This is a genomic window from Metapseudomonas resinovorans DSM 21078 (assembly GCF_000423545.1).
GTDB lineage: Bacteria > Pseudomonadota > Gammaproteobacteria > Pseudomonadales > Pseudomonadaceae > Metapseudomonas > Metapseudomonas resinovorans.
Genome location: NZ_AUIE01000002.1, coordinates 398477 through 410228 on the forward strand (window position 1 = coordinate 398477; position 11752 = coordinate 410228).

At 67.6% G+C, this 11752-nt stretch carries 9 protein-coding genes; 3 read left to right on the forward strand and 6 right to left on the reverse strand.

The window, feature by feature from the left end:
• Positions 1–65: 65 nt before the first annotated feature.
• Together G559_RS0104460 and G559_RS0104465 are read left to right on the forward strand one after the other, a co-directional pair.
• The gene (locus G559_RS0104460) at positions 66–980 is read left to right on the forward strand and encodes a bile acid:sodium symporter family protein (protein ID WP_028627104.1); all 915 of its coding nucleotides are present in this window, start codon (positions 66–68) and stop codon (positions 978–980) included.
• On the forward strand, positions 968–1933 hold the full coding sequence (locus G559_RS0104465) for an SDR family oxidoreductase (protein WP_028627105.1): 966 nt from the start codon (positions 968–970) through the stop codon (positions 1931–1933). Before G559_RS0104460 ends, G559_RS0104465 begins: the two co-directional genes overlap by 13 nt.
• Positions 1934–1967: 34 nt before the next feature.
• Here the strand turns inward: G559_RS0104465 and G559_RS0104470 are convergent, their stop codons facing one another.
• From G559_RS0104470 to G559_RS0104495, 6 genes are all read right to left on the reverse strand, one after another.
• Complete coding sequence (locus G559_RS0104470; protein WP_028627106.1) at positions 1968–2987, reverse strand: AraC family transcriptional regulator; 1020 nt, start codon at positions 2985–2987, stop codon at positions 1968–1970.
• Between the two features lie 44 nt (positions 2988–3031).
• Positions 3032–4720 (reverse strand): Na/Pi cotransporter family protein, encoded by a 1689-nt coding sequence (locus G559_RS0104475; RefSeq protein ID WP_028627107.1) that lies wholly within the window; start codon positions 4718–4720, stop codon positions 3032–3034.
• A 314-nt stretch (positions 4721–5034) separates the two neighbouring features.
• Positions 5035–6147 (reverse strand): tryptophan 7-halogenase, encoded by a 1113-nt coding sequence (locus G559_RS28425; protein ID WP_162144800.1) that lies wholly within the window; start codon positions 6145–6147, stop codon positions 5035–5037.
• On the reverse strand, positions 6137–8143 hold the full coding sequence (lodA, locus tag G559_RS28430; RefSeq protein ID WP_051246394.1) for a CTQ-dependent lysine 6-oxidase LodA: 2007 nt from the start codon (positions 8141–8143) through the stop codon (positions 6137–6139). Before lodA ends, G559_RS28425 begins: the two co-directional genes overlap by 11 nt.
• Before the next feature lie 69 nt (positions 8144–8212).
• Complete coding sequence (locus G559_RS0104490; protein WP_028627108.1) at positions 8213–9136, reverse strand: methionyl-tRNA formyltransferase; 924 nt, start codon at positions 9134–9136, stop codon at positions 8213–8215.
• Between the two features lie 73 nt (positions 9137–9209).
• Positions 9210–10454 (reverse strand): type III PLP-dependent enzyme domain-containing protein, encoded by a 1245-nt coding sequence (locus tag G559_RS0104495; RefSeq protein WP_028627109.1) that lies wholly within the window; start codon positions 10452–10454, stop codon positions 9210–9212.
• A gap of 67 nt (positions 10455–10521) precedes the next feature.
• Between G559_RS0104495 and G559_RS0104500 the strand changes: the two genes are divergently transcribed.
• Positions 10522–11724, forward strand: a complete 1203-nt coding sequence (locus tag G559_RS0104500; RefSeq protein WP_028627110.1) for an argininosuccinate synthase — start codon at positions 10522–10524, stop codon at positions 11722–11724.
• Positions 11725–11752 lie beyond the last annotated feature (28 nt).

Genomic DNA, 11752 nt, shown 5'->3' on the forward strand with positions numbered 1-11752 from the left:
AGGGCTAAGCTGCCCTGGCCTTGCGCCTGCGTGGGCGACAGAAGAACAACAAGAGACTCTCCTCGATGAACTACGACAGCAGTCAGCAACTGATACTCGGGCTGGTGCTCGCCGCGCTGATGTTCGGCGTGGCCCTGGAGCTGCGCCTGGCCCATTTCCTCCTGGTACTGAAACGGCCGCTGCCGGCCCTGGTGGGGCTGCTCTGCCAGTGCCTGCTGCTGCCCTGGCTGACCCTCGTCGTCACCCTCTTCCTCGATCTGCGCCCCGGCCTGGAGCTGGGCATGTTGCTGGTGGCCGCGTGCCCCGGCGGCAACCTGTCCAACGTCATCACCCATCTGGCGCGCGGCAATACCGCGCTCTCGGTGAGCGTCACCAGCCTTTCGAGCCTGCTGGCGATCATCAGCCTGCCGCTGAACTTCGCCGCCACCGCCAGCCTCAACCCGGACACCGCCGCCTTCCTCCAGGGCCAGATGAGCAGCCTGGATGTCGACGCTAGCGGCATCATCGGCGGCCTGGTCGTACTGCTGGTGCTGCCGCTGTTGGCCGGTATGGCCGCGGGCAACCTCGCCCCGGCCCTGAGCGCTCGCGTGCTGCCCTGGTTCAAACGCTTTTCGCTGCTGGCCTTCGGCGGCTTCCTGGTCGTGGCGGCAGCAGGCAATTGGCAGTTGCTGGTGGCCAATGCCGGCCTGGTGCTGCTGGTGGTGGTCGGCCACAACGCCACCGCCTTGCTGCTGGGCTGGAGCGCCTCGCGCCTGGTTGGACTGTCCGAGGCAGACCGCCGCGCCCTGACCATCGAGGTTGGCATGCAGAACTCCGGGCTGGCGCTGGGGCTGATCCTGACCCAGTTCGGCGGCCAGTTGGACATGGCCCTGGTGGCGGGCTTCTGGGGGCTCTGGCACATCGTGTCCGGCCTGTCGCTGGTGGCTGTCTGGCGGCGCCGTGCGCCCCGTGTCCAGGAGGAAATGCCGTGCGCGTCCTGATCACCGGCGCCGCCGGTTTCATCGGCCAGCAGGTCTTGAACGACCTGGCCGCGCGTCACCCGGACTGGACCCTGGTGGCGGCGGACATCCGCCCGCTGACTCGGCAGGGGCTCAAGCCCAATATCGAACCGGTGCCATTGGACATCAGTCTGCCCCGCGAAGTGGCCGCCTGCGTTCAGCGCTGGAAGCCCGATGCCATCGTGCACCTGGCTTCGGTGGTGACGCCGCCGCGCGGCATGAGTGAAGCGCGCCTGCACGCCATCGACGTCGGCGGCACCCGCGCCGTGCTGGACGCGGCTGTGGCTCATGGCGTGGGCCAGTTGATCGTCACCAGCTCCGGCGCCGCCTACGGCTATTACCCGGAGAACGCCGAGTGGATCGACGAACAGCACCCGCTGCGTGGCCATGACCTTTTCGCCTATGCCCGTCACAAGCGTGAGGTGGAACTGCTGCTGGCCGATGCGCGCAGGCAGCATCCGCAACTGCGCCAACTGGTCCTGCGCCCCGGCACCATCCTCGGCGAGCAGGTGAACAACCAGATCACCGAACTGTTCCAGAAGCGCTCGGTGCTGGGCATCAAGGGCCATGAGAGCCGCTTCGTGTTCATCTGGGACCAGGACGTGGTGGCGATCATCCGCGAGGGCCTGGAGCGCGGCGCCGAAGGTATCTACAACCTGGCCGGCGATGGTGCGCTGAGCATGGCCGAGATCGCCGGCATCCTCGGCAAGCCCTACCGCCCCCTCCCTGCCGGCCTGCTGCGCACCGCCCTGGCCCTGCTCAAGCCGCTCGGCCTGACCCAGTACGGCCCGGAGCAACTGGATTTCCTGCGCTACCGCCCGGTACTGGACAACCGCCGGCTGAAGGAAGAGTTCGGCTACCGCCCGACGTATTCCAGCCGCGAGGCGTTCCTGGCGTTCCTCAAGGCGCGGGGAATTGCGCCCAAGGTGGGTTGACTCCTACAGATGAAGTTGCCAAGCGCCCCGGTGATCAGTCTTTGTGCTTCTGCCGGTATTCCCCCGGCGTCAGCCCGGTCCATTGACGGAAGGCGCGGAAGAACACGCTGGGCTCGGAGTAACCCAGCAGCACGGCGATATCGGCGATGGGCAGGCGGCCTTCCTCAAGATGGCGCTCGGCCAGGTGGCAGCGAGTGTCATTGAGCAGTTGCTGGTAGCTGCTGCCCTCGTCCGCCAGGCGCCGTTGCAGGGTGCGTTCGCTGACGCCGAGTGCGGCGGCCAGCGCGCCGCGATCGGGTTCGCCACGGGCCAGTTGCGCCCCCAGCAGGGCCACCACCCGCGCCCGCAACCCTTCGCTGGGCAGGCGCGCGAGTAAGGCTTCGGCGTGCTGACGCAACACCGCCTGGAGGGGCGGGTTGGCCTGTTTCAGTGGTGCCGCGCGCAGGGCCAGGGGCAACACCAGGGCGTAATCCTCCGCGTCGAACTGCAGCGGGCAGGCGAAGCATTGCTGGTAGAGCGTGATGTCCGTCGGCGCCGAATGCACGAAGCAGGCCCGCACCAGACGCAGATCTGCCAGCAGCGGGCGCATCAGTTCCAGCCAGAAGGCCATCAGTGCGAGCACTCGCGCACGGGTCGCCGGTAGTTTCGGGTGCAGCGGGCGATACAGGGTCCAGAGTTCGTCGCCCCGCACCTCCAGTGCCAGGCTGCCGCCCTCGCCCACCAGCCGCTGATAACGCAGCTCGGCTTCCAGGGCCTCGCCCAGGGTCGGGCTGCTCTGCAGCAGGTAGCCGAGCACGCTGAACTGGCCGGGTGCCAGGGCGCGGCCAATGGCCAGACCCGGTTCCGGATGAGGAAGGCGCGTGTGAATGGCACCCCAGAGTGCCTCCTGGGCACTGAAGGGGACCCGCGCGTCCGGGTCTCCCAGGCGGTGCTCATCGAGCTGGCTGGCGCGCAGCAGCTCCTGGCGGTTGAGGCCGAGCTGGGTCGCAGCATGCAGGATCGCCTGGGTCAGACTGGCGCTGACCGAGGCACTGGACGGGTCATGTGGGGTCATCCCCGGATTCTGCCCAGCGGCCGGCGCGCTGGGAAGAGCGCCGCTCAACGATGTGAGCCGATCTCCGGCTCGAAGTAGCGCTGGGGCTCGACCGCTACGGGCTCCTCTTCCACTGCCTCTGGCGCGTCGGGGTTGTCCAGCACCGCGTAGGCAATCGCGCAGAACAGCGAGTTGAGTCGCTTCATGTCGCTGATCAGGCCCAGGTGCAGGGCGCTGGTCTCGATGCTCTGCACCACCTGCTGGTGCAGGCGCGAGACGTGCGCATGGGCGTAGCGCCGCTCGAGGATGCGGAAGCGCTGCTTGGCCCGACGCAGGCGCTTGGCGTTCTCCTGGTCGCCATTGAGAAAAACCGATAGAGACAGGCGCAGGTTCTCCACCAACTGGTCGTGGAGATTGACGATCTCCGCCAGCCCTTCATCGGAGAACGCGTGGCCCTGGGCGTTCTTCTTGCTCTGCACGTCGTCGAGCATGCGCTCGATGACGTCGCCGGCCTGCTCCAGGTTGATGGCCAGCTCGATGATTTCCGCCCAACGTCGGCTGTCGCGCTCGCCGAGATCCTCATGGGGCATGCGCGCCAGGTAGAGTTTGATGGCCGTGTAAAGCGCGTCGATGTCGTCGTCCAGCCTGTGGATATCCTTGCCCAGCAGAGGGTCGCCGCCGCGCAGCAAGTGCAGCAGGTTGTTCAGCATCTGTTCGACGATATCGCCCATGCGCAGGGTTTCGCGCACGGCGTTGGCCAGCGCCAGGCTGGGGGTGTCCAGGGCTGCGGGGTCGAGGTGGCGCGGCTTGGCCACATCGTCGGGTTGCGGGCGGTCCGGCAGCAGCCAGTCGCAGAAGCGCGCCATGGGCACCGCCAGCGGCAGGCAGAGGGCGCATCGCACACTGTTGTAGAGCAGGTGGAAGGCGATCACCAGTTCGGCGTTGGAGATGGGCCAACTGTCGATCCAGTTGGCCAGCGGCCCCACCAGCGGCAGCACCAGGACGCAGCCGGCCAGCTTGAACAGCAGGCTGCCCAGGGCCACGCGGCGCCCGGCCGGGTTCTGCAGGCTGCTGCTGAGAAGGGCGAGCACTCCGCTGCCGAGGTTCGCACCGATCACCAGGCAGAGCGCCACTTTCAGGGAAATCACCTTGGACGCGGCCAGTGTGGCGGTGAGCAGCACGGCGGCCAGGCTGGAGTAGGAGATCATCGCGAACAGCGCGCCGGTCAGTGCGTCCAGCAGGACATCACCGGTGAGGGACGAGAACAGCACCTTCACGCCCTTGGCGGTGGTGATGGGCTCGGCGGCGGCGATGATCAGTTGCAGGGCGAGGATGATCAGCCCGAGGCCGATGGCCACGCGTCCGAGTTGGCCCAGGCGCGTTTGCTTGCGCGAGAGGAAGAAGATCACCCCGAAGAAGATCAGCAGCGGCGACAGCCACGACAGGTCCAGGGTCAGCACCCGCGCCATCAGTGCTGTGCCGACGTCCGCACCGAGCATGATCGCCAGGGCCGGGGCCAGCAGCATCAGCCCCTGGGCGACGAAGGAGCTGACCAGCAGCGCGGTGGCATTGCTGCTCTGTACCAGGGCGGTGACACCGATCCCGGCGGCGAAGGCCAGGGGCGGGCGGCGCACACTGCGGCTGAGCAGGCGACGCAGGTTGGCGCCATACACGCGGAGAATGCCCGTACGCACGATGTGCGTGCCCCAGATGAGCAAGGCGACGGCCGAGAGCAGATTGAGCAGCGTCAGCATGGTGGCCCTCCTGGCGATCTCGAAGGCCGCTGTGTCCATGCGCGGGGAAACAGCGGCGCTGTCAGGCGAGGTGTAACGCGATTGTCATCTTTAGACCTTCATGGTCCTGCCGGTTATCCGGGGCTCGCCTGGCTTTTCTGGCATCTGCTGACAAGTAAAGCCTGTTCGCAGCCGTTCTGCTCGTTACCGATCAATGGCTTGAAGAAAAAAGTTGAGGTTGTTTCCGCAAGAGGGCGCCCCTGTGGGAGCGAAATCATCCGCAACTGAAATCGCTCCCCCACGCAGCGCCGGTGGCGCGGCAGGCGTCAATGGCTTCAGCCGTTCTGCCTCCGCGCCCAGAATGGCTCTCCGGCGAAGCGCCCTTCGGCGCCGTAATAGCCGCGCTTGAGGGTGAGGTACTCGTCCACGTGGTGGCGTATGTCGTCGCTGTAGGCCTGGAGCTGGAGCGGGGCTCCGGCCGGGTTGGTGAAGTGCGCGGCGGCCAGTCGCGCGGCCTGGATACCGGTGCTGAGGGCGTAGCCAATGCCCATGGACGAGAGCGGATCGAAGGCCGCCGCCGCATCGCCTGCCGCTACCCAGCCGTCGCCGCAGCAGGGCTCCAGCCATTGCGAATGGGCGGGCCAGACGCGCAGCGGCTCCAGTACGTCGAGCCCGCCGATGCGCGCCCGCGTCCGCGGCGCCAACTCCAGCGCGGCCTGCCAGAACGCGGTGCGGCTGGCGTGGTTGTCCTGCAGCAGGTCGGAGTCGGTCATCAGCACCGATACAACACGACCATCGGGCACCGGTGCGCTGTACCACCAGCCTTGGGGCACGGACTCCACCAGGGAGCAGGCCTCTACCGATGTCGCTGACGCGTCGTGGTAGGTGGCGATGCCCACCAGCCGGTCATGGCGCTGCTTCTTCGCACCCACGGCCCTTGCCAGCCATGCGCTGCGGCCGGTGGCGTCGATCAGGAAGCGGCAACGCAGGGCCAGCTCGTGTTCCTCCACTGTCGCTTTCAGCCGCCAACCGTCGTCCTCACGCGTGACCTGTCGCAGCCGCGCATTGAGCACGGGTTCGGCGCCGAAGGCCCCGGCCGCGCTGGCCAGTCCTTTGTCGAAGCGACGTCGATCCAGGTGCCAGCCGTAACCACGGCCGGTGAAGAGGAAGTCCCGCGCCTGTACCTGGTCGTCACCCCAGGCAGCGGTGAAGGCATAGGACGGGCGGAAACCGGCCGCGCGGAAGGCCTCGGCCACGCCGAGGTACTCCAGCAAGGGCAGTGCGCCGGGGGACAGGGTTTCGCCCACCTTGTCGCTGTCGTAGTCCGATTGTTCCAGCAACATCACCGAGAGACCGGTGTAGCGCCGCAGGGTGAGGGCGGCCGCACAAGCGGCCGGCCCTCCCCCGGCGATCACCACGTCGAGGGTCCTCGGCGCCTCAGCGTGCAAGGTGCCCCCGCGTGGCGATGGCCCGGCGTGTATCCACCTTCGGCCGCTCGGGATCGGGCGCCAGGTACCAGGTGTTGAAGAAGTTGGCGTCGGCGCCGGTCAGGACGTTGCCGGCGCCCGCCACCGCCACGCTGGCGGCAACGAACCGCTCGTTGTTGCGTTCGGTCTCCACGAAGTAGGGGAACAGGCTGCGGTAGGGCCCGGTCGCCTGGTTGGTGATGAAGCCCAGGTAGTGCCAGGCCTGGATCATCTCCGAGAAGCTGTTGATCCCGCGGCTGTAGATCGACTGCAGCGCCGCAGGGATGCCGGACTGGTCCTGGCTGAGCGCCGTGCTGTCGCCGGGCAGCACGTTCCATGGGCTTTGCGGCGGCCACCAGTAGGCGTAGTAGCTGGGCGCCTTGGGCACGCCGTTTTCCTTGTTCACTTCCGGGTCGGTGAAGTTGACGTACTGCACCGTGCACTGGAAGAAGTCGGCCTGCCACGGAATGGCCATGCGCTTGGTCAGGTCGCCCGGTTCGCAGCCCTGGAAGGCCAGGCCGGGGACGGTCTCGTTCTCCTGCGGGTCCAGGCCGTACTGGTAGTAGTAGGCCTCGTCGTGGCGGTGGCGGATGCGGAACGGCGCTTCATAGAGCTCCGGGCTGTACAGGCTCCAGGTCACTTCGATGCCGGGGCAGAGCGGGCCGCCCACGCAGTTGCCGACACTGGCGCGGTCAAGCGCGGTGACACCGGGCAACGGCGCCGGTGCATCGAGGCTGAACTTGCCGGCGGCCCATTGGCCGAGCAGGAAGTGCTGGGTGCGGGTCAGGGTGAGGAACTTGGCCAGCACTGCGTTGCTTACCGAGTTGGAACCTGAATTGAGCGGCATCATCGGGATGCCCGAGTCCGCGTCGAACAGTTGGCCCTGCTGGCCGTCGGTGAAACCGTTCGCGCCCGGATCACGGAACAGGCGGAAGTAGGCCTGGCGCAGTTCGGCAGTACGCTCGCTGGCGTCGGTGGCATCGAAGGGCGGCGGCGAGAAGCTGTTGAGCGACGGTACCGACGCGACCCAGCGGTAGGTGCCGGGGCGTCGCAGGATGGGCTCGATGTCGCGGCTGTAGTTGGCCACGTAGTCGGGGTTGTAGCAGCCGTTGCTGAACAGTTCCGGCAGCAAGCCGAGGTCGCGCACGGCAACATCGAAGGCCAGGTCGTCGAGGGTGACGATGTTTTCCAGTTCCGGGGCGAACTTGGGCGAGCCGACGATGCACCAGGCCGTCAGGTTCAGCACCTGGCCGCTGGTCAGCGTCAGGGTGCAGGTCACCGGCCCGTCGGAGATGTCGTCATGCCAGCCGTCGGCGCCGGCGAAGCTGGTGATCGACTGGTTGCCGCCGGCGTGGCCGTAGCCGCCCAGCACCAGCAGACGGCCCTGCTGGTCGGTGCGCATTTCCCCGAGTGTCTTGATCGGCAGTCCCTGGGACGGCGGTGGCGGGAAGGAGCCGAAGCGGTAGTCCGGCGGGATGCTGTCACTGGAGAAGTCGGCCACGCCGCCGGCGCCCTGCAGGGTGCGCGGACCGGGATCGATGATCAGCTGCTGGCGTGCCTGCTCGCCGGTAACGCTGGCATTGCGCAGCGGCACGCCGACTTTCTCGTAGCTGTTGTCCGGTCCCAGCAGCAGGTTGCCCTGGAGTTCCTGGAAGTTGTACCAGACGGCCTTTTTGTTCGCGACGTGCACGGTCCATTGCACGCTGGCCACTTGCGGGTCGTCCAGGGTGACTTCGCGGGTGGAGCCGTCCGCCGCCACGGCGTACACGGCAAAACGCGCGGCCTGGCGCTTGATGCGACCTTCGGCGTCCTTGTACTGCTCGACATACAACGGCTGGCCGTGGTCGAACAGTTGCTGGCCCTGGGCGTCGCAGGCCAGGGGACGGCCGCCGATGGATTCGGGGGCGAGATAGAAGGCGTCGGGGCTGTTGCCGACCCTGGCAATGCCGATGCTCGGCGCGATGACGTACTGGTCCATTTAGGTTCCTCCTGTGTAGCGCGGTCTTCCATTTCCACGACGGCGAGCTCCGTCGTGGGTCTCTTGCGACTAATCGAAGTAGCCGGAGCAACCGGCGAAGAATTGTTTGGCCGGCATGGCCGGGTGCTGCTCGGTTGCCACGGTTTCGATCAGCAGACCCTGGGGACCGGGCGGACCGCACAGGACCACGACGCCATCGGCGGTGCACAGCACGCGGCCGGGCGTGCCACGGTAGTCCCGCGGCGCTGGCGAGGCTCCGAGCAGTTCGAGGCGTTCGCCGGCGAAGGTGCTGAAAGCGGCGGGATAGGGGGGCGACTGGGCGCGAATCAGGTTGTGGATATCCCGTACGGGAAGCGACCAGTTGATGCGCATTTCGCGTTCGCCGCGCTTGTGGAAGAAGGTCGCCTGGCTGGCGTCCTGCGCGGTGAAGCGGGCGGATCCCTTTGCCAGGGCATCCACTGCGGCGATGGCCAGGCTGGCGAACAGCGGCAGGGTGCGCTGGAAAATGTCGGTGGCGGTGTCCCGTGGGTGGATGGGGACGATTTCCTGCAGCAGGATGGCGCCCAGGTCCAGCTCGTCTTCCACGCGATGCACGGTGACGCCGGTCTGGGTCTCGCCGTTGGCGACGGCCCAGTTGATCGGGGCGAAGCCGCCATAGCGTGGCAGCAGCGCGTCATGCAGGTTGATCCCGCCGTGGCGGGCGAGGTCGCAGACCTTGGGCGACAACCAGGTGCGCCAGTTGGACAGCACCAGCAAGTCCGGCTGCAGCGCGGCGATGCGCGCGCACAGCTCCGGGGCGTTGGCGTAGCGGCATTCGACAAGCGGAATGCGCCAGCGCTCCGCGAGGTCTGCCACGGAGGCCGCCCAGAGGTTGTCGGCGGGGTTGCGGCTCGGTGGGTGGGTCACCACCAGGGGAATATCGTGACCGCTGTCGAGGAGCGCCTCGAGGGTTTCGGTCCCCCAGCGCTGAAAGCCGAAGAAAACGATGCGCATCCTGTCGCCCGTCCCTGGTTCTTCCGTGGTGGAAAGGAAAACTAGTACCGCTGACCAATAAGTCAAATGCTGTTCATCGGGCGTGGTACTGGTCCTCCAACACTGCCTCTGCCCGCCCCCGCCGTCGCAGCAGCCACCCGCCCTGTTCATCCAGCGCCACCTCCGCCGGAGCGGGATGCAGGCCGAACTGCAGCAGGCTGTGGTGATAGGCGTACGCGCCGCAGTTGGGCAGGACCAGCAGGTCCCCCGGTACGGGGCTCGGCAGTTCGAGGTCCTCCACCAGCACGTCCTGGGGCGTGGGCAGGCAGCCGGCGATGCTGACGCGCTGCAGCGGGCGCCCTTGCCCGCCCATCAGGCGCAGCAGCCGGTTGGCCTTGCCGTTGTAACCGCGCAGCAGGTTGTGGATGCCGCCGTCGACGATCACCCAGGTACGCCCGCGCGACTCGCGCACGTCCAGCACGCGGGTCAGGTAGCAGCCACTTTCGGCCACCAGGTAGCGGCCGACCTCCAGCAGCAGGCGCACCGGCATCGACGCGTCAGCCAGCAGCTCCCGCAGGCCCCGGCTGAAGCCCGGCAGGTCGAAGGCGGGCTCATCCCCGGCGTAGGGCACGCCCAGGCCGCCGCCGATATCCAGGCAGTCGAGGTGGTCGTGACCCTGCCGGCGCAGCGCCTCCAGGCGGCCCAGCAACCAGTTGGCGGGGCGCAGCAGGCGCCCGGGCTGCAGCACATTGCTCGCCACATAGCATTGCAGGCCGCGCAGGTGCAGGTCGGCCAGCCCGTCCAGGCCGGCCACCCCCTCGAACAGCCGGGCGTCGTCCATGCCGAACTTGCTGCTCGCCTCCGCCACCGGGATACCGTCGCGGGCTGCCTCCTCCAGCACCTCGGCTGGCGGGTGCACGCGCAGCAAGACGTCCTGGCGATAGCCCAGGCGTCGGGCCAGGTCGTTGAGCCGGCGCGCTTCTTCCAGGGATTCGATCACCACCAGCGCCGGGCGTGCTGCGCACAGGCGTTCGAGCACCGGCGCGGATTTCGCCGGACCGGTGAAGAGCAGTCGCTCCGGTGGGAAACCTGCCGCCAGGGCCGTAACCAGCTCGCCTTCCGAGCTGATGTCCGCGCCCAGCCCGGCTTCCTGCAGCGTGCGGCAGATCCCCAGGGACGGGTTGGCCTTGAATGCATAGTGCAATGCCGCTCCCGGTGGCAGGGCCGCCAGCAGGTTCATCGCCTGGCGGCGGATGCGCGCCAGGTCATAGGTGAAGAGCGGGGTTGCGAAACGCTCGGCGGCCCTGACCAGGGCGGCGTCCATGGCATGGTCTAGCATGAGTTTCTTCCATGAGTTTCAACGGTTCTTGGTACGACACGGCCCGCATCCAGGGAAGGAGCACCCCATGAAGATAGTTCTTGCGTATTCCGGTGGTCTGGATACCTCCGTCGCCCTGCGTTGGCTGAGGGAGCGCTACCAGGCGGAGGTGATCGCCTTCTGCGCCGATCTCGGCCAGCCGGAGGACTTCCAGGCAATTCGCGAAAAGGCCCTGGCCAGTGGCGCCAGCAAGGTGTTCATCGAAGACCTGCGGGAGGAGTACCTGCGCGATTTCGTCTTTCCGGCGCTGCGGGCCGGCGCCCTCTATGAGCGTCGATACACCATGGCCGCTCCCCTGGGCCGCCCGCTGATCGCGCGCCAGCTGGTGCGCATCGCCCATGCCGAAGGCGCCGAGGCCGTGGCCCATGGCTCCACTGGCAAGGGAAACGATCAGGTGCGCTTCTATGCCGGCGTGGTGGCCCACGACCCGGCGCTGCAGGTGCTGGCGCCCTGCGCCGAATGGGAGCTGAAGTCCCGCGACGAGGAACTGGCCTATGCCCGGCGACATGGCATTCCCGTCAGCGCCACGCCAGACAGCCCCTTCAGCATGGATGGCAGCCTATGGGGCACCAGCACAGAGTGCGGCAGCATCGACGACTTTCGCACCAAGATTCCAGCCAATGCCTACCAGTTGACCGCTGACCCCGAGTGCGCGCCGGATCTCCCGGCGCGCCTGACCATCGGTTTCGAGCAGGGGACGCCGGTGCACCTCGACGGTCAGCGCCTGGACGCCGTCGAGCTGGTGCGCCGCCTCACGGAACTGGGCGGGCGCCACGGCGTGGGGCGCGTCGACATGGTGGAAAACAGCCTGATGGGCATCAAGAACCGCGCCCTCTACGAGAGTCCGGCCGGGGCCATCCTGCACGTCGCCCTTCGCGAGCTGGAGGACCTGACGATCGACTGCGACACCCTGCACTGCAAGGCCGAGCTGGCGCTGAAATATGCCGAACTGGCCTATCGCGGCCAGTGGTGGTCGCCCTTGCGCCAGGCGCTGGATGCCTTCGTCGACGCCAGCCAGGCGAATGTCACCGGCACCATTGCCCTGCGCCTGTACAAGGGCAGCATCACGGTGGAGGGGCGGGAAACCGACCACGCATTGCTCGATTACAGCCTTACCGCCCAGGACAGCGCGGACCGCTTCGACCACCCGGCGGGCATCGGCTTCGCCTATGTCTGGTCGTTGCCCCAGCGCATCCGCGCCAAGCTCCGCGGCCCCGCCTCGGAGCTCTGAAAACCCTGCGGACGGGGGCGACCGCCGG

What these genes read in the sequence shown, in the direction of transcription:
- G559_RS0104500 (WP_028627110.1), top strand. Translation starts at nt 10,522, where the DNA reads ATGAAGATAGTTCTTGCGTATTCCGGTGGTCTGGATACCTCCGTCGCC.
- lodA (WP_051246394.1), bottom strand. Translation starts at nt 8,143, where the DNA reads ATGGACCAGTACGTCATCGCGCCGAGCATCGGCATTGCCAGGGTCGGC.
- G559_RS0104495 (WP_028627109.1), bottom strand. Translation starts at nt 10,454, where the DNA reads ATGCTAGACCATGCCATGGACGCCGCCCTGGTCAGGGCCGCCGAGCGT.
- G559_RS0104470 (WP_028627106.1), bottom strand. Translation starts at nt 2,987, where the DNA reads ATGACCCCACATGACCCGTCCAGTGCCTCGGTCAGCGCCAGTCTGACC.
- G559_RS0104475 (WP_028627107.1), bottom strand. Translation starts at nt 4,720, where the DNA reads ATGCTGACGCTGCTCAATCTGCTCTCGGCCGTCGCCTTGCTCATCTGG.
- G559_RS0104490 (WP_028627108.1), bottom strand. Translation starts at nt 9,136, where the DNA reads ATGCGCATCGTTTTCTTCGGCTTTCAGCGCTGGGGGACCGAAACCCTC.
- G559_RS0104460 (WP_028627104.1), top strand. Translation starts at nt 66, where the DNA reads ATGAACTACGACAGCAGTCAGCAACTGATACTCGGGCTGGTGCTCGCC.